We start from the raw sequence: 17625 nt of genomic DNA, 5'->3' as shown, positions 1-17625 counted from the left end.
TCCACCCGGGTGCGTCACGCGATGGAGGAAACGATGGGTGTGCTCGACCGGATCAACTCGCCGGCCGATCTCCGGTCCCTGTCGGAGACGGAGATGAAGACCCTGGCCGCCGAGATCCGGGCCTTCCTGATCGAGAAGGTGGCGGCGACCGGCGGGCACCTCGGGCCGAACCTCGGCGTCGTCGAGCTCACGCTGGGCATCCACCGCGTCTTCGACTCGCCGCACGACCCGATCATCTTCGACACCGGGCACCAGTGCTACGTCCACAAGATCGTCACCGGACGCAAGGACGGCTTCGACCACCTGCGCCAGCGCGGCGGCCTCACCGGGTACCAGGAGCGGGCCGAGTCCGAGCACGACTGGGTGGAGTCCTCCCACGCGTCGGCGGCGCTGTCCTACGCCGACGGTCTGGCGAAGTCCTTCGAGCTGACCGGCCAGGGCGACCGCACCGTGGTCGCGGTGGTCGGCGACGGCGCCCTCACCGGCGGCATGTGCTGGGAGGCGATCAACAACATCGCCGCCGCCAACCGCCCGATCGTCATCGTCGTCAACGACAACGGCCGCTCCTACGCCCCGACCATCGGCGGACTCGCGCGTCACCTCTCCGGTCTGCGCCTGCAGCCCGGATACGAGCGGTTCCTCGACGAGAGCCGCCGCGTGGTCAAGCAGGTCCCGGTGGTCGGCGAGCCCGCCTACGCAGTCCTGCACGGCATGAAGAGCGGCCTCAAGGACCTGCTGAGCCCGCAGGCGATGTTCACCGATCTCGGCCTGAAGTACGTCGGCCCGGTCGACGGGCACGACATCGGTGCGGTCGAGACGGCGCTGCGCAACGCCCACGACTACGGCGGCCCGGTCATCGTGCACACCGTCACCAGAAAGGGGATGGGGTACGCGCACGCCGAGAACCACGAGGCCGACCAGATGCATGCCACCGGCATCATCGACCCGGTGACCGGCCGGCCGACCAGCGTGGCGCCGCAGGATTGGACCTCGATCTTCTCCGCGGCACTGCTCGAGGCGGGCGCGAACCGTCCCGACGTCGTCGCCATCACCGCGGCCATGCCCGGCCCGACGGGTCTCACCCCGTTCTGCGAGCGCTACCCCGACCGCTTCTTCGACGTCGGCATCGCCGAGCAGCACGCCATGACGTCGGCCGCCGGCCTCGCCCTCGGCGGCCTGCACCCGGTCGTCGCGATCTACTCGACCTTCCTCAACCGCGCCTTCGACCAGTTGCTGATGGACGTCGCGCTGCTCGAGCAGCCGGTCACCGTGGTGCTCGACCGCTCCGGCATCACCGGCCCCGACGGCCCCAGCCACCACGGCATGTGGGACCTGTCGCTGATGTCCATGGTCCCGGGGCTGCGCGTCGCCGCGCCCCGTGACGCGGTGCGCCTGCGTGAGGAGTTCGACGAGGCGCTCGCCGTCGACGACGGTCCCACCGCGTTGCGTTTCTCCAAGGGCGCGGTGCCCGAGGACATCCGGGCCGTCGAACGGCTCGACGACGGGGTGGACGTGCTGCATCGCGCCGACCGCCAGGCCGGTCCGGCCGGCGGCGACGTGCTCATCGTCGCGGTCGGCGCGTTCTGCGCGCTGGCCGTCGACACCGCCGAACGCCTGGCGCAGCAGGGGATCGACGCGACCGTCGTCGACCCCCGCTGGGTCCTGCCCGTCCCGGCCTCGGTGGTCGAGGTGGCCCGCAACCATCGTCTCGTCGTCACGCTCGAGGACGGCTGCGTCAACGGCGGCGTCGGTTCGGCGGTCGCCGGGGCGCTGTCGGCGGCCGAGGTGACCGTCCCGGTCCAGATCAAGGGCATCCCGCAGGAGTTCATCCCGCACGCCTCGCGCGGCGAGATCCTCTCGGACCTCGGGCTCACCGCCCAGGACGTCGCCCGCTCGATCACCGCGACGGTCGCGGGCATGCACGCCACGCCCGGCATGGGGGCCGAGGACGCATCCGACCGGAGCGCGGTCGAGACGCCCGCCGAGGCGCCGGGTCAGGACTGACGGTTCTCCGGCCGCAGCGCGGACCGGGATGCGGCGGCCCGGACCGACGGGCCCGGGCCTGCTCCGTGCGGAAGTCAGTGCAGCGCGGCCAGATTCGAGATCGACCGGTGCACGTCGGACTCGAGGACCTTGGCGACGAGTCGGCCGACCGGCCCGTTGAGCAGACCTCCGGAGATGTCGGCCGACAGGTCGAAGCGCGATCCGTCGGCGATGTCGTCGACCTTCATCGCCAGGTCGATGTGCACGCCGCCGCGACCCTTTCCGGACAGCGCGATGAGCCTCGGCTCGTCGTAGTCGGTGATGGTCCAGTGGATGACGTTGCGGAATCCCTTGACCTTGATCAGCGACGAGATCGTCGTCCCCTCGCCGAGCGTCTCGGGCACGGGGGACTTCCAGCCGCCGAAGATCGTCATCCACTCGTCGAAGCGCGACAGGTCGCTGGCGAGGGCCCACGCCTCGGCGGGCTCGAGGTCGGAGTCGATGCCGACGGAGACTGTGGCCACGGGGTTTCTCCCTGTTCTCTCGGGTGATCGGGGTTCTGTCGCGTCTCGTACCCAGAACCCCGCCCGGTTACTCGGAAGAGTCCGTCGCCCCGTACGTCCCGTCGGTCGTCCCGGCGCCCTCCGGAGCCCCGTCCAGTGCCTCTGCCAGGGCTTCCGCGGTGAGCGAGCGCTGCCATGAGCGGGCACCCGCGGCCGCGAGGTGCGCGTCGACCGCCTCGACGGTGACCGGCCCGGAGATGCCGTCCCAGGCCAGCTGCCGGACGAGGTCGGGCGCCAGGAGGTTCTCCACCGGCAGGTTGTTCTCCTCGGCGATCTCCTTCAGTGCCGGGCGGATCCGCTGCATCCGCGCGGCGGCCTCGGGGTTGCGCTGCTCCCACCGGTTCACCGGGGGCAGGCCGGATCCACCGGTCTTCTTGGAGGGCAGCTCGCTCTCGGGGAGCTCGCGGGCACGCTTGAGCGCGTTGAGCCAGACCCCGGCCTGACGCCGTTGCCGCGGGCCGCCGAACACCGAGAGCCGGGTCAGCTCGGCACTCGTCTTCGGGTCGGCGGTCGCGGCGTTGACGATCGCGGCATCGGGCAGCACCCGGCCCGGGGCGATGTCGCGTCGCTCGGCCAATTGCTCACGGGCGGTCCACAACTCACGTACCGCGGCGAGCGCGCGCGCCGACTTCACCGTGTGGATGTTCGAGGTCTTGCGCCAGCGGTCGGTCCGCGGCGGGGCCGGCGGGCGCGACAGGATGTAGGCGAACTCCTCGCGGGCCCAACGATCCTTGCCGGCCTCGACGAGCGCGGCGTCCATCGCGTCGCGCAGCTCGACCAGTACCTCGACGTCGAGGGCGGCGTAGTTGAGCCAGTCGTCGGGAAGCGGGCGGCGCGACCAGTCGGCGGCCCCGTGCCCCTTCACCAGGCCGAGGCCGAGGAACTGGGCGACCATCGCCGCGAGGTTGACCTTGCTGAGCCCGAGGAGGCGTCCGGCGAGTTCGGTGTCGTAGAGCTCGACGCAGACGAAACCGAGTTCGCGGAGGCAGGGGAGATCCTGGTCGGCGGCGTGCAGGACCCATTCGGGGCCGCGCAGCGCCTCGATGACCGGCGCCAGCGCGTCGGGGTCGGCGATCGGGTCGAGCAAGAAGCTGCCCGCTCCGCGGCGCTTGATCTGGATGAGATAGGCACGCTGCGAATACCGGTACCCGGACGCCCGCTCGGTGTCGACGGCGATGGGGCCCTCGCCGGCGGCGAGCGCGTCTGCGGCGTCGGCGAACTCCTCGGCCGTCGACAACACCGGCGGCACCCCGTCGGCCGGGGTGAGCAGCGGTTCGACCTCCGGGTCGTCGGGCGTCGGCTCCCCGGAGGTGTTCACCGCGCTCACGTGGTGGTGCCCAGCTGGGTCACGCCTGCCGGCGGGAGTCCGGCGGCGGAGGCCAGCACGTCGCAGAACGCCTCGAGGTGGCCGTCGAGGCCCTGGGAGGACAGCGCGGTCCAGCTGGCGCGCACCTCGAGCTGGTGGGCGCGCGGCGGCCCGGCGATGTCGCCGTAACGGACGGAGGTGGTCGAGGTGACGGTGCCGCCGAGGGCGGTGACCACGACTCGGCTCGACGATTCCTCCGGCGTGGCGCTCTCGCCGACCGGGACGCCGAGCGCGTCCGACAGCCAGCTCCACGCGACCTCGGGCAGCAGCGGGTCCATGGCCAGCGCGGCCTCGACCTCGGCCTGCAGGTAGGCGACGAGGCGGATCGTGCCGTTCCAGGCGTCCTGCCCGGCGGGGTCGTAGAGCAGGATGAGGCGGCCGAAGGCCGAACCCTGGGAATCGGTGGGGACGATGTCGGCGTCGTCGGGCGGGCGTACCTCGGCGCCCACGGCGTAGCTGTACGGTGCGAGGCGCTGCGGCGGGCGGATGGGTCCGACCTCGATCTCACGGCGGACCCGGGCAGCGTGGAGCGACTCCACCGCAGCGCGGAAATCAGCAGGCTCGTCCGGAGCTCCCGAAGAAGTCACCGTTCGACCGTAGGTGTGTATCGCCTGGCTGCGGCGGAGGCGCGCCGATCCGAGGCCCCAGTGGTGGGGACGCAGGAGTGGAATCGGACGATTCGGGCCGGAGTCGGACGGGTCGGGGCGGCCCTCACCGCCGAACATGGCAGAGTGATCGGTGATGTCGAACGCAATTGGTACCCGAGTTCATCGGTCGCACCTGCCGCTCGTCGCGGCCGCCACGGGTGGGACCCCGTCACGCCGACCGGTGTGGTTCATGCGGCAGGCCGGTCGGTCGTTGCCGGAGTACCGCGCCATCCGCGCGAACCACGGCATGCTTGAGTCGTGCTTCGATCCGGAGCTCGTCTGCGAGATCACCATGCAGCCGGTCCGCCGCCATGACGTCGACGCGGCGATCCTGTTCTCCGACATCGTCGTCCCGCTCAAGGCCGCGGGCATCGACCTCGACATCGTCGCGGGCACCGGCCCGGTGATCGCCGAACCGGTCCGCACCCCCGCCGACGTCGACCGCATCCCGCGCCTGGAGCCGGCCGCGGTGGGCGCCATCGCCCACGGCGTGCGCCTGCTGCTCGAACAGCTCGACGACGCGGCGCTGATCGGTTTCGCCGGAGCGCCGTTCACCCTCGCGTCGTACCTCATCGAGGGCGGTCCGAGCCGCAACTACGAGCGCACCAAGGCGATGATGCACGGCGACCCGCAGACGTGGTCGAAACTGATGGGCCGCCTGGCCGACATCACCATCGCGTTCCTGCAGGTGCAGCTCGACGCCGGCGTCGACGCCATCCAGCTGTTCGACTCCTGGGCGGGCATGCTGTCGGCCGCCGACTACGAGACCTACGTCGCCCCGCACAGCACCCGCGTGCTGGCCGAGATCGCCCACTACGGCGTCCCCCGAATCCACTTCGGCGTCGGCACGGGCGAGTTGCTCGCTCCGATGGCCCACGCGGGCGCCGACGTCATCGGCGTCGACTGGCGCGTCCCGCTCGACGAGGCGGCCCGCCGGGTCGGCCCCGGCAAGGCCGTGCAGGGCAACCTCGACCCGACCCTGCTCTTCGCGGGCCCGGAGGTCGTCGAGCGCGAGGTCCGCCGCGTCGTCGCCGACGGCGAGCGCGCGATCGCGGCCGGCGCCGTCGGCCACATCTTCAACCTCGGCCACGGCGTCCTGCCCGCCACCGACCCCGACGTGCTCACCCGCGTCGTCGAACTGGTCCACAGCATCTGATGTCCGGCGGGGTGCGCATCGCGGTCGTCGGCGCAGGCGTCTCCGGCCTCACGGCCGCCTACCGTCTGCGACAGCACCTGGGCGCCGCTGCGCGCATCGACGTCCTGGAGGCCTCCGACCGGATCGGCGGCATCCTACACACCGCCACCGTCGGTGGACTGTCGGTCGACGTGGGTGCCGAGGCGTTCATCGTCCGTCGGCCCGAGGCGCTCGGTCTGGTGACCGAGTTGGGGTTGGCCGATCGGGTGGTGTCGCCCACCGGACGCCGCCCCGCGGTGTGGTCGGGCGACCGCCTGCATCCGCTGCCCGCACCCGCGCTGATGGGCATCCCCGCCGCGCCCGAGGCCGTCGCCGGCCTCGTCGAGCCCGCCGACCTCGATCTGGTCCGCACCGAGCCCCAGCGTGCCCTGACCTGGGACACCTCGGCCGAGCCGACCGTCGGCGAGCTGGTCGCCGACCGTTTCGGCGAGTCGGTGGTCGCCCGCAGCGTCGACCCGATGCTCGGCGGCGTGTACTCCAGCCTGGCCGGCGACATCGGCCTGCGCGAGGCGCTGCCCGCACTCGCGGCGAGGCTCGACGCCGGCGCGACGAGTCTCACCGAGGCGGTCAACGCGCTCATCACCGCAGCCACGGGCTCCGGCCCGGTCTTCTGCACGCTCGTCGGCGGCTACCGCGTGCTGCTCGACGCGCTCGTCGCGGCCGCCGGGGTCGAACCCGAGATCGGTTGCGCCGTCACCGGACTCGAGCGCGCCGCGACCGGCTGGCGCCTCTCGACCGGGGACGGGGGAGAGCGCGATTACGACGGCGTGATCCTCGCGATCCCGGCCTGGGACGCGGCGCGGACGCTCGGTGCCGCCGAGCCCGATCTGGCCGGCCGCCTCGCCGCGGTGCAGGGCGCCTCGTCGGTGGTGGTCTCGATCGCACTCGAACCCGGCACACGGCTTCCCGAACACTCCGGCGTGCTCGTGGCGACGGGGGAGGGCCTGCGCGCCAAGGCCTTCACGCTCAGCTCGCAGAAGTGGGGACATCTCTCGCACGACGACGCGCCGGTCTCGGTGCGCGCGTCGTTCGGCCGGTTCGGCGCGCCGGTGCCGGATGCGGACACCCAACCCGGCGTCGACGACAGGTTGCGCACCGAGGCGCTCGCCGACCTCGACCGGGTCTGCGGTGCAGCCGGCGTGGAACCGTTGTCCTCGCGGGTCGTCGACACCTACGTCCAGCGGTGGACCGACGGCCTGCCCGTCTACCGATCGGGGCATCTGGCCGCGATGGAGGCGGCGCTCGGCGCCTGCCCGCGCCGCCTCGCCCTGGCCGGGTCGTCGTACAGCGGCGTCGGTGTCCCGGCGTGCATCGCGCAGGCCGGACGTGCCGTGTCGGCGCTGCTCGCCGACCTCGCGTGAGCCCGACCTGACTGCATCGGCCGGCGGGTGCGGTGGCACGATGTGAGCATGGCCCGCTTGGATTATGCAGAACTCAACTCCACGATCCGCTACGTCATGTTCTCGGTGTTCGCCGTGCGCCCCGGCGAACTCGGTGACGACCGTGACCAGGTGAAATCGGATGCCGCCGACTTCTTCAAGTCCCTCGAGGACTCCGGCGTGGTGGTTCGCGGCGTCTACGACGTCTCGGGCCTGCGCGCCGACGCCGACTTCATGATCTGGTGGCACGCGGCCGAGGTCGAGGCGATCCAGGCCGCCTACCAGCGCTTCCGTCGCGAGACGCTGCTCGGTCGTGCCGCCGACGCGGTCTGGTCCAACGTTGCGCTGCACCGGCCGGCGGAGTTCAACAAGAGCCACATCCCGGCCTTCCTCGCCGGCGAGGAGCCCGGCAACTACGTCTGCGTGTACCCGTTCGTCCGGTCCTACGACTGGTACCTGCTGCCCGACGAGGAGCGTCGCAAGATGCTCGCCGACCACGGCATGGCCGCCCGCGAGTACAAGGACGTCCGTGCCAACACCGTGGCGTCGTTCGCGCTCGGCGACTACGAGTGGCTGCTGGCCTTCGAGGCGCCGGAGCTGCATCGCATCGTCGACCTCATGCGCGACCTGCGGGCCACCGAGGCGCGTCGCCACGTTCGCGAGGAGACCCCGTTCTTCACCGGCCCCCGCGTCGAGGTGTCGGCGCTGATCGACGCGCTGCCCTGATCGGTCCGGGTGGCCCGGGTCTCCGATCCGTCACATATGCGGCGGTCGTCGAGTCGCTTGCCGATTCCGTTCTCGCTCACCCGAAACGGGTGAGCGAGAACGGATTTCGTGAGCGTTGCTCATGTCGGTGCCGATCGGTGCGCTGCTTCGGTGCGTGTTTCCCGTTGTGGCACAGTTGCCTTGGTCAATCGTTCGTATTGTCCGACATGACTGACTCTGTTAATTGTAGAGGCCACCGGCGCGGTCTCGGGTGAGACGCTCGCGCCGTTCCCACAACGCGGAGGCCCTCAGATGACCCGTATCGCCCCGGCCGGCCGAATCGGCGCGGCGCTCCTGTTCTCGGCAGCACTCGTCGGAGGTGTCGGCGTCGCCGATGCCAAGCCCTGTCTCATGCAACTCCCGAACGGGCAGTGGGCGCCCTGTGCGCCTCCGGTGATCTCGACGATGCCGGGTGAGTACGGCGACGCCGGGTCCGGGGCGGTCGAGAGTGAGTCGCCGGAGCTCTCGATGGTGAGCGTCGCGCCGTCCGGAGGTGGCGGCGGCGGGGATGCGTCAGGAGGAGGCGACGCCGACGACGGTCCGATCGGCGAGCACGAGGTGAGCATCTCGCAGCCCGATGACGACCCCAAGGATTCGGGCAGCCCCGGCAGCGTGGACACCCCGCCGAAGGACGAGAAGGACCCGGACAGGCTCAAGGAAGAGCAGGCGCAGAAGGAGCGCGAAGAGCGCGAAAAGGCCGAGAAGGAAAAGGCCGAACAGGCCGAGAAAGAGAAGGCCGAGAAGGAAAAGGCCGATCGAGAGAAGCAGGAACAGGCCGACAAGGAGAAGGAACAGAACCAGCCGTAGGTCCGGCGGCCGGCTCGAAGGCCTCCGAGCGAGTGGCGTTCCCGCACGGGATGCGCTCGCCCGGAGGCCTTCTCGCGTCTACTCGGCCGGTTCGAGTCGAAGACTGATCGAGTTGATGCAGTAGCGCAGGTCGGTGGGAGTGCCGTAGCCCTCGCCGGCGAACACGTGGCCGAGGTGGCTCTTGCAGTTGGCGCACAGCACCTCGACGCGCTTCATGCCCAGCGAGTTGTCCTCGCGCTCGATGACCCGGTCGCCGGCCAGCGGGGAGAAGAACGACGGCCAGCCGCAGTGCGAGTCGAACTTCGTCTCGCTGCGGAACAGTTCGGCGTCGCAGGCCCGACAGCGGTACACGCCGACGGTCTTGGTGTCGGTGTACTCGCCGGTGAACGGCGCCTCGGTGCCCGCCTGGCGCAGTACCCGGTACTCCGCGGGGGTGAGGCGCTTGCGCCACTCTTCCTCGGAGAGGTTCGCGAGGTTCTCGGGCGTGGTGGTGTCGGTGTCGGGCTTGCTGTCGGTCATGAGACCACGGTAGCGCGGAGCGCGGTGGCTGCTCGGCAGGTGCCGGACGACGCTGCGGCCGACCGCCCGGTGGCGCGCGGCGGTGGCCCTACTTCGACAGCGACAGCGAGGCGTCGTCGGTGTTCCGGGGCTCGGCCGCCGGACGGGCGGTCGTCGGGGCCGGCCGCAACTGCCCGTCGGCGACGCCGTCGGCGCGCATGTCCAACCACCGGAACAGCAGCGAGCAGAAGACCGCGATCATCAGCAGCGACCAGCCGTAGGTCACCTTGTTGTACTCGACCATCCAACCGAACGAGGTCCAGCGTTCGGAGTAGAAGCTGTCGAAGGTCATGCAGCCGTAGACGCCGAGCCAGGCCGGCCAGTTGCGCATCGCCGATCCCGGCAGCAGCACGGTCATGAGAAGCGGGAACAGCAGCATCGAGTAGTAGCCCTGGCCCAGCGACCCGACGAGGAAGGTCGTGCACAGGAGCACGCCCGACGACGTCGTCATCCACAGCAGCTCGTTGGTGGTGCGGTAGTAGCGGTAGAGGAACCACAGCGAGAACGCGGCCATCGCGACGAAGGCGATGCGCAGCAGCAGGATGAGCCACGGGTCGACGCCGAAGTAGGCGCCGTTGCCGGCGATCGAGCTGTTGTAGTAGTCGCGAGCCTCACCGAGGTAGGGGACGGTCCGGGCGATGAAGTCCTCGGCGTCGACCGACAGCGGCCACGCGACCGCGGTCAGCACCAGTGGGACGATGATCGCGAACGCGAAGACCCGCCACTGCCGGTTGAGCAGGGGGAGCAGCATCAGCGGCGCGAGCACGGGCTTCACCGCCAGCGTGAGTCCCATCGGCACGCCGGCCCACCAGTCGTGGCGCGACCGCATCAGCATCAGGAACGCGAGCATGCCCAGCAGCACGAACGAGTTGAAGTTCGTGAAGATGAGCGTGTGGGAGACCGACTCGGTGAAGAAGAACACGAACAGCACCGTCGGCATCACCCACGAGTTCAGCCGGTATCCGAACATCCGGGTGAGCAGGTACGCGCAGATCAGCAGTGCCACGACGCTGACCGCGATGAACGCCCACCGGGCACGTTCGTAGTCGATGACCGCCACCGGCGACATCAGCAGTGTCCCCGAGGGCGGGTACAGGTAATGCGGGTCGACGGTGTCGTAGTTCTCGCCGTAGACGGGCAGGTTGTTGAGGAAGTTGTAGGCCGCGGCGTACACCGGCTTGAAGTCGTCGGTGCGGTCGCCGTTCACACCCAGGAACACCGAACGGTGCACGACCATCAGCAGACTGACCGGCCACAGGATCATCGGGATGATCCGCTGCGCACTCATCTGGGGATAGAGGTACCTGTCGAGATTGGCCACCCGCGCACCGTACTACGAGTCGCCTCACGCGCTGGGTAGAACCCCGGGGCGTCGGCGTGCTGCGCGCCGGTTTCCGGCCTCGTGCGACGGCCCGCGGGATCAGGCGGGGCAGCCCCGCTGCGTCGGACCGCCCAGCGGCGCCTTCGCGACGTACTCGGCGACCACGCCGGCGGCGCAGTCGCTGCGGGCGAGGACCGAGTAGCCGAGCCCGTCCCAGCTGACCGTGACCGGCTCCGCGGAGGCGTTCAGGAAGACCGGAGCCAGTGCGTTCGCGCCCAGGCCGCCGTTGATCGGGTCGCGGGTGCCGTTGAGGACCAGCGGGTCGGCGGGCAGCGAGGACGGCGCCCGCACGGCGGTGCCCGCCGCCCAGCCGTTGCACCGCACCAGCGACAGCGCGGAGTCCGATCCGGTCAGCGAACTCTGCTTGGACCAGGCGTCGACCAGACCCGGTACCTCGTTCTGGCCGACCGGCCCGGTGACGTCGTTGCAGCGCGACACGATCGCGCCGTCGGGAAGGCGCAGCGCGTCGGCTCGTTCGGCCAGCCGCACCAGGGCGGCGGTGTTCCCGGAGTCGGCGGCGGAGATGGCGCGGGCGAGGTCGAGGAGCGCGTCGGGACGGTCGGGGGCCAGGGCCAGGGTGGTGGTGATGGCGTTGAGCGCCGAGGTGTCGGAGAGCCCGTCCAGGCGACCGGCCCGGGCCTTGGTCAGCACGCTGTTCATCACGCCGACGCCGTTGGTGCCGAGCGGGCAGCCGTCGAGCGTCGAGCACCGCTGTGCGAAGCCCTGCAGCGCGGTCTGCACGCCCTGGGCGCGGAGCTGGGCGCGGTCGCGGGCGTTGGCCCCGAACGGCGTGGGGGTGTCGAGGATGATGCGCCCGGCGCGGCCGCCGTAGAGCGATGCGTAGGCCAGCACGACGTCGGAGCCCTCGCCGACGCCGATGAGGCCGAGGTGTTCGACGCCCCACCTGCTGCGCAGGGTCTCCAGATCCGACGCGGCGAACCCCGCGGAGAAGTTGAGCTGGTACGGCGTCAGCGTCTCGGTGCATCCGTCCGACGCCGACGAGGCGGCCGACGCCAGCCGGGAGATGCGTGCCTGGGTGGACGCGCCGCGCGGGGTGAGGCCGTTGCTCGCGATCGTCGCGCGCTCCTCGCGCGTCATGCAGTCGACGTCGCCGGACAGCGGGATGCCGCGGTGGTCGACGGCGACCACCGGATGGGTGTCCAGGATCGCCCGGCCCCGGCCCGACGCCAGCACCATCAGGGTGCGCGAGGACGGCATGTCCGAACCGGAGGTCAGCACGAGCGGCGCCGCGTCGGCGGGCGTCTCGGCGGTCCGCGCGCGGGTCACGGCGATGGTCAGCGCCTCGCCGTCCGGCTTGTCGCGGTCGATCGGGGAGCGGTATTCGGCGCACTCGATCGTCACGTCCGCCGGACGCCCGACGGCGTAGCGCTGGGCCGTGGTGCCCGCGCATTCGGTCCACTCGAGATCGGTGGCGGGTGCGGTCAGGGTCGGCGCGGGGTCCGGCGCCGACGAGGACGGCACCGAACCGGCGCCCTTGCCGCCGCCGGGGACGAGGTCGGGGCCGGGGTCGGGGCCCACCGCGCACGACGACACGACCATCGCGACGATCGCACCCATCAGTGCCCCGGGCAATGACGCCTTGACGGCGCGCGCTCTACGCATGACCGCGAGGGTATCTGCTCAGTGGATCGACGAGCGGTCGTGGCGCACCCAGCGGGTGAAGACGAAGCCGTCGTCGTCGGTCATGATCGCCGCCGGGGTCATCCCTCTCGACGCTAGGCCGGCACCGTCGGCCCGCGTGTCCGCCACGATGCGACCGGCGTCGCCTCCGGCGAGGATCGGGCTGGTGGTCAGGCACAGCTCGTCCAGCAGGTCGGCGGCGACGACGGCTCCGAGCAGGTGGGGGCCGCCCTCGCACAGCACGCGTGGCCATTCCCGGCGTCCGCACTCGGCGATGATCTCCTCGGTGTCGACCGTGTCGTCTCCGCAGTCGACGAGGGTCGCCCCGGCGTCGAGCAGCGCCGCACGCCGATCCGCAGGCGCCGCTGCACAGGTCAGCACGACGGTGTTCTCGTGGGTGAGTGGTGCGTAGTCGGGCGGGATCGACAACGAGCGCGACACCAGGGCCAGCGCCGGGGCGGGTGACTGACCGTTGCCGGCGCGGAGCTCGGCGAACACGGCGTCGGGCTCGGGCAGGCGGTAGCCCTCGGTGATCGCGGTCCCGGCCCCCACCAGGATGACGTCGGCGAGTCCGCGCAGCGTCCGGAACACCGCCTTGTCGCCGGGGCCGCCGAGCCCGCCCGAGCGGCCCTCGACCGTGACCGCGCCGTCGATCGAGGCCACCATGTTGGCGCGCACGTAGGGCGTCCGGGCGCCCGGCCCCTCAGCCGCCCGAGGCGGGTAGGGGTACTGCCGCGAGAGCTGCCGCAGCGTCTCCGATTCGCCCTCGTCGGGTGTGACCTGGGTCGCTTTGTGCAGGTGGAACATGGGTCCATCATTCCCCGGGTGGTTAGGCTCCACTCATGGCGGCTCGACTTTGCGATCGCAATCCTGCGACCTCGGCGGATGCACTCATCGATGAGATGGTTCCCCCGTCCACCTTCGATGACGTGAGCTTCGACTCCTACATCCCGGACCCGAACGAGCCGACCCAGGCCGCGGCGGTGGCCAAGGCGCGCGAATTCGTGGAGAGGGCCTCGAAGGCGCGTTCGGGCAAGCGGAAGGGCCTGTTCGGCCGCAAGACACCGACGCAGGGCGTCGGCCTTTACCTCGACGGCGGGTTCGGCGTCGGCAAGACCCATCTGCTCGCCTCGATCTACCACTCGATGCCCGAGCCCAAGTCGTTCGCGACGTTCGTCGAGGTCACCCACGTGGTGGGTGCGCTGGGCTTCACCAACGCCGTCGAGCGGCTGTCCAAGCACACCGTGCTGTGCATCGACGAGTTCGAGCTCGACGACCGGGGCGACACCATGCTGGTCTCGCGCCTGCTCACCGAGCTCACCGCCGCCGGCGTGAACGTCGCCGCCACGTCGAACACGCTGCCCGGCCAGCTGGGCGAGGGACGCTTCGCGGCCCAGGACTTCCTGCGCGAGATCCGCAAGCTGTCGTCGGTGTTCGAGACGATCCGCGTCGACGGCCCCGACTATCGTCACCGCGACCTGCCGCCGGCCCCGGACCCGCGCGCCGACGCCGAGCTGGTCGAGATCGCCGAGAACACCGAGGGCGCGACGCTCGACGACTTCGAAGCGCTGTGCGAGCACCTCAGCAGGCTGCACCCGTCGAAGTACAAGGATCTCGTCGACGGCGTCTCGCTGGTGTGCATCACCGGTGTGCACCCGGCCGAGGACCAGTCGGTGGCGCTGCGCCTCGTGGTGCTCGCCGACCGTCTCTACGACGCGAACATCCCGGTCACGGTGTCGGGCGCCAAGCTCGACGAGATCTTCACCGAGGAGATGCTCGCGGGCGGCTACCGCAAGAAGTACCTGCGCGCCACCTCGCGCCTGCTCGCACTCTCCCGTTTCGCCGAGACGGCGGTCTGAGGGCAGTCCGGACCGATTCGGGACAGGCGCACCGGCGCATCCGCCTCAGAGCGGCAGCGTGTACACGTAGTCGTGTTCGACGCTGTCGCCGAGCGTGAACGTCTTCACCCCGGCGCGGGTGAATCCCATCTTGACGTAGAAGCGCTGGGCCCGGACATTGAGCTGGTTGACGCCCAGCCACGCCAGGACGCTGTCGCGCTCGCGCGCGCGGTCGACGGCGGCGCGCATCAACACGTGCGACGGGGTGTCGCCGGGACGCGAATGATGCTCGGGCGCAACGTACATCTTGGAGATCTCGCTCACCGGCCGCTGCGTCACCACTGCGGCGACATCGGGATGCGTCGGTTCAGCGTGCAGCACGAGGGCGTAGCCGATGATCGGACCGTCCGTCCCCTCGCGCGCGACGAGGACGTCCGCATCGGGATCGGCGATGTGGGCGCGAAAGTTCTTCTCTCCCAGGTTCGCCGCGATGAACGCGGCGATGTCGCCGGGATCGGAGTGCGGCGGGCAGGCGAGCGGGAAGGTCGCGCCGGCCACCTCGGCGACCGGCGCGGCCAGATCCGGGTCGGTGACGGTCTCCACCATCACCGGCGGGTGCGTCGTCGTCACTCCGGTGCGTCCCCCGTGGTGAGCGGCCGGGCGGGATCGGCGGTCCAGGCGTTCATCGAGCCGTCGTAGATCGCGACGTCGTCGCGTCCGAGGGCCCGGAGTGCGAAAGCCGCTGCGGTGGCGGCGATCCCGCCGCCGCAATAGGTGACCGGGCGGACCGAGGCGTCGAGCGCGCCGGCCGCGGCGAACAGTTCCCGGAGCTCGTCGAGGGACCGCAGCTGCCCGTTCTCGTCGACGAGTTCGGGGAACGGGACGTTGACGCTGCTCGGGATGTGGCCCGCAGCGTAGGACTCGCGGTCGAGCGCGTTGATCAACAGCACCGAGTCGTCGCGGGTCGCCGCGACGACGTCGTCGGTCGACACGACGCGCTCCGGACGCCGGTGGGGTGTGAAGGTCGTTGCGGGATAGGTGGACTCACCGGTCTCCGTGGGCAGCCCGGCGCGGGTCCAGGCTGCGTACCCGCCGTCGAGCACGAGGACGTCGTCGAAGCCCTCGAGGCCGAACTGCCACCACAGGCGCGTCGCCCAGATCCCGTTGACGGTGTCGTACACGACCACCGTCGAATCATTGCCGATGCCGGCCGCGCCGACGGTCCCGGCGAACTTCTCCGATGTGGCGGCGGCGAACGGCGCCTCGCCCTCCGGATCGGTGAGCCCGGTGATCTGGTCGATGAACACCGCACCCGGGATGTGGCCCTGGCGGTAGGTCTCGAGGCCGGACTCGACGTGGGCGCCGTCGGCGTCGAAGCTCAGGTGGACCGTGGCATCGACGATCCTGAGGTTCGGCTCGTCGAGACGACCGGCGAGGTCGGAGGCGGAGATCAGCGGGATGGAGGTCATGCCTTCACGGTAGTCAGCGGCTCGGTGTGGAAGTCGGACAGGTCCAGGCGGCGGGTCCGGGACCAGTAGTCGACGATCCGCCAAGGGAGCACCGCGACCACCCGGCCGTCGTCGTTTCGATACCAGTTGGTCATCGCCGGATGCGTCCAGACCATCCGCGCGTGCTGGGCGTCGACGGCCTCGTTGTACGCGTCGGTGACGTCCCGGCGCACCTCCAGTGCGCCCAGACGGTGGTCGATCATCTGCCGGATCGCGTCGCAGACATAGCGGACCTGGTATTCGAGGATGCTGATGAAGCTGCCGCCGTGGCCGAGTGCGGTGTTGGGGCCGGTGAGGATGAACAGGTTGGGGAAGTCCGGGGCGGTGATCCCGAGGTAGGCGTAGGCGTCGTGGTCGCCCCAGGCCTCGACCGTCGTCTTCCCGCTGCGTCCCACGATGTCCATCGGGTAGAGGTAGCGGTCGCTGTGGAACCCCGTGGCGAAGACGATGATGTCGAGTTCGTGTGCGGTGCCGTCGGAGTCGATGAGGCCGGTGGGCGTGACCTCCCGGACCCCGCGCGGGACCAGCGAGACGTTCGGGCGGCGCAACATGCGAAACCACCCGTTGTCCAACAGCATCCGCTTCCCGAAGGGCGGGTAGTCGGGGGTCGACAGTTCGATGAGGTCCTCGCGGTCGCCGAGCTCCGAGCGCATGTAGCGCAGGTAGAACTCCCGGTGGCCGTGGTTGACGGCGTTGATCGACGCGGTGGGCTCGGGCCAGTCGGGATCGATCTGCAGGGTCGGGTGCACCTTGTCGTTGAAGATCCACGACAGCCGCGCGCGGTACCACTCGCGGTAGCCGGGCACGTTGTTCATCAGCCAGTGCACCCGGTCGCCGACGGGGGCGAAGTAGTCGTCGTTGGGGGCGATCCACTGGGGCGAGCGCTGGAAGACCGTCAGCGAGCCGACCTCGTCGGCGATGGCCGGCCCGATCTGCATGGCGCTGGCCCCCGACCCGACGATGGCCACGCGCTTGCCGGTGAGCGCCCCGGGTTCGTCGAGGTGCTCCGGCCACGCGGCCGAGTGGAAGAGCGGACCGGTGAACGTGTCCATGCCGGGCAGGTCGGGGAGCTTGGGGCGGTTGAGGATTCCGACGGCGCTGATGAGGATGCGGGAGGTCAGGGTGTGCTCACGGCCGTCGCGGTCGCGGACGTGCACATTCCAGTGCTGGGTCGCGGGATCGTAGGCGGCCGAGACCACCTCGGTCCCGAAGCGGATGCGGTCGCGCACCCGGTGGTGGTCGGCGAAGGCCTGTAGGTAGCCCTGGACCTCGTCGCGCTTGCCGAAGTGCGTCGACCAGTCATGGTCGAAGGACGAGATCGAGTAGAGATAGCTGGGGGTGTCGACTCCGGCGCCGGGGTAGTGGTTCTCATACCAGGAGCCCCCGACCTCGTCGTTCTTCTCCAGCACGGTGTGCTCGATCCCCGCCTCGGCGAGCTGGGTGGAGATGAGCATGCCGGCGACGCCTGCACCGATGACCAGCGCGGTGATGGCGGTCGAGAGCTCGTCCGGAACGCGCTGCAGGTGCTTCTCGCGCAGGTCGCCGCGGACGATCTCGGCCATCATCGGACCGAACTCGGCGGGAACGTCCTCACCGGCGGTGAAGTTCATCAGCGTCGCGACGAGCTCGTCGTCGACGGGCCGACGCGGGGGAGCGCCCCGGTCGTACCAGTCCTCGAGCGCGTCGACGACCGCGCGCCGGATCTCGTCCTGGACGTCGGCCGGCAGTCCGCCGGTGGCGTTGTCGTCCATCCCGCGGCTCCGGGTGGGTCGGTAGCGGTCGATCAGCCAGCGTCGGTCGCCGGTCATCTCCACCAGCACGGCCAGCAGCGTCGGGATATTGCCGGCGGCCACCGCGGTCGCGATCTCGTCGGTGCTGGGTCGGTTGGCCGTGTCCAGGGGAACGGAACTCATGGTTGGAACTAACCACTGTTAGTCCGCTGGCGTCAAGGCCTGGATTACCTCGCGAAGATCGGTTGACTCCCGAGTGCCCGT

Annotated in this window: 16 protein-coding genes; 6 read left to right on the top strand and 10 right to left on the bottom strand. The window is 70.6% G+C overall.

Features of this window, described 5'->3' with window-relative positions; all coding sequences use genetic code 11:
* Window positions 1–33 precede the first annotated feature (33 nt).
* Window positions 34–2004, top strand: coding sequence for a 1-deoxy-D-xylulose-5-phosphate synthase (gene dxs / locus E1P53_RS04720; RefSeq protein WP_131733604.1), 1971 nt, complete (start codon window positions 34–36; stop codon window positions 2002–2004).
* A gap of 74 nt (window positions 2005–2078) precedes the next feature.
* Here the strand turns inward: dxs and E1P53_RS04715 are convergent, their stop codons facing one another.
* The 3 genes from E1P53_RS04715 to E1P53_RS04705 all read right to left on the bottom strand — a co-directional run bounded on the left by E1P53_RS04715 (window position 2079) and on the right by E1P53_RS04705 (window position 4499).
* Window positions 2079–2507, bottom strand: coding sequence for a type II toxin-antitoxin system Rv0910 family toxin (locus E1P53_RS04715; protein ID WP_006899143.1), 429 nt, complete (start codon window positions 2505–2507; stop codon window positions 2079–2081).
* Window positions 2508–2574: 67 nt separating this feature from the next.
* On the bottom strand, window positions 2575–3864 hold the full coding sequence (locus E1P53_RS04710) for an HRDC domain-containing protein (RefSeq protein ID WP_131733603.1): 1290 nt from the start codon (window positions 3862–3864) through the stop codon (window positions 2575–2577).
* Window positions 3865–3869: 5 nt separating this feature from the next.
* Entirely contained in the window at window positions 3870–4499 is a 630-nt protein-coding gene (locus E1P53_RS04705) for a DUF3000 domain-containing protein (RefSeq protein ID WP_131733602.1), read from the bottom strand.
* 154 nt (window positions 4500–4653) lie between these two features.
* Between E1P53_RS04705 and hemE the strand changes: the two genes are divergently transcribed.
* From hemE to E1P53_RS04685, 4 genes are all read left to right on the top strand, one after another.
* Complete coding sequence (hemE, locus tag E1P53_RS04700; protein ID WP_131733601.1) at window positions 4654–5715, top strand: uroporphyrinogen decarboxylase; 1062 nt, start codon at window positions 4654–4656, stop codon at window positions 5713–5715.
* Window positions 5715–7115 carry a protoporphyrinogen oxidase gene (hemG, locus tag E1P53_RS04695; protein WP_131733600.1) on the top strand — a complete coding sequence of 467 codons (1401 nt, stop codon included), beginning with the start codon at window positions 5715–5717 and terminating at the stop codon, window positions 7113–7115. Before hemE ends, hemG begins: the two co-directional genes overlap by 1 nt.
* A 48-nt stretch (window positions 7116–7163) precedes the next feature.
* Window positions 7164–7859 (top strand): hydrogen peroxide-dependent heme synthase, encoded by a 696-nt coding sequence (hemQ, locus tag E1P53_RS04690; RefSeq protein WP_006899138.1) that lies wholly within the window; start codon window positions 7164–7166, stop codon window positions 7857–7859.
* 291 nt (window positions 7860–8150) lie between these two features.
* Window positions 8151–8705, top strand: coding sequence for a hypothetical protein (locus tag E1P53_RS04685; RefSeq protein WP_131733599.1), 555 nt, complete (start codon window positions 8151–8153; stop codon window positions 8703–8705).
* Window positions 8706–8783: 78 nt separating this feature from the next.
* Here the strand turns inward: E1P53_RS04685 and msrB are convergent, their stop codons facing one another.
* The 4 genes from msrB to E1P53_RS04665 all read right to left on the bottom strand — a co-directional run bounded on the left by msrB (window position 8784) and on the right by E1P53_RS04665 (window position 13092).
* Window positions 8784–9224, bottom strand: a complete 441-nt coding sequence (gene msrB / locus E1P53_RS04680; protein ID WP_131733598.1) for a peptide-methionine (R)-S-oxide reductase MsrB — start codon at window positions 9222–9224, stop codon at window positions 8784–8786.
* 88 nt (window positions 9225–9312) lie between these two features.
* Entirely contained in the window at window positions 9313–10584 is a 1272-nt protein-coding gene (locus tag E1P53_RS04675) for a glycosyltransferase family 87 protein (protein ID WP_006899135.1), read from the bottom strand.
* 99 nt (window positions 10585–10683) lie between these two features.
* Window positions 10684–12267: an alpha/beta hydrolase gene (locus tag E1P53_RS04670; protein WP_131733597.1), complete on the bottom strand. Its 1584-nt coding sequence runs from the start codon at window positions 12265–12267 to the stop codon at window positions 10684–10686.
* Between the two features lie 18 nt (window positions 12268–12285).
* Window positions 12286–13092: a dihydrofolate reductase family protein gene (locus E1P53_RS04665; RefSeq protein WP_131733596.1), complete on the bottom strand. Its 807-nt coding sequence runs from the start codon at window positions 13090–13092 to the stop codon at window positions 12286–12288.
* A gap of 35 nt (window positions 13093–13127) precedes the next feature.
* Between E1P53_RS04665 and zapE the strand changes: the two genes are divergently transcribed.
* The gene (zapE, locus tag E1P53_RS04660; RefSeq protein ID WP_131733595.1) at window positions 13128–14144 is read left to right on the top strand and encodes a cell division protein ZapE; all 1017 of its coding nucleotides are present in this window, start codon (window positions 13128–13130) and stop codon (window positions 14142–14144) included.
* A 45-nt stretch (window positions 14145–14189) separates the two neighbouring features.
* Here zapE and E1P53_RS04655 read toward each other — a convergent pair whose 3' ends face one another.
* The 3 genes from E1P53_RS04655 to E1P53_RS04645 are packed head-to-tail and all read right to left on the bottom strand — an operon-like array spanning window position 14190 to window position 17544.
* Window positions 14190–14753, bottom strand: coding sequence for a GNAT family N-acetyltransferase (locus E1P53_RS04655; RefSeq protein ID WP_230823466.1), 564 nt, complete (start codon window positions 14751–14753; stop codon window positions 14190–14192).
* The gene (locus tag E1P53_RS04650) at window positions 14750–15592 is read right to left on the bottom strand and encodes a sulfurtransferase (protein WP_131733594.1); all 843 of its coding nucleotides are present in this window, start codon (window positions 15590–15592) and stop codon (window positions 14750–14752) included. The genes E1P53_RS04655 and E1P53_RS04650 overlap by 4 nt, the downstream gene beginning before the upstream one ends.
* The gene (locus E1P53_RS04645; protein ID WP_131733593.1) at window positions 15589–17544 is read right to left on the bottom strand and encodes a flavin-containing monooxygenase; all 1956 of its coding nucleotides are present in this window, start codon (window positions 17542–17544) and stop codon (window positions 15589–15591) included. The genes E1P53_RS04650 and E1P53_RS04645 overlap by 4 nt, the downstream gene beginning before the upstream one ends.
* Window positions 17545–17625 lie beyond the last annotated feature (81 nt).

It is taken from the genome of Gordonia paraffinivorans (assembly GCF_900683595.1).
In the GTDB taxonomy this organism is placed as follows: Bacteria; Actinomycetota; Actinomycetes; order Mycobacteriales; family Mycobacteriaceae; genus Gordonia; species Gordonia paraffinivorans.
This window is presented reverse-complemented; position numbering and strand designations above follow the sequence as displayed.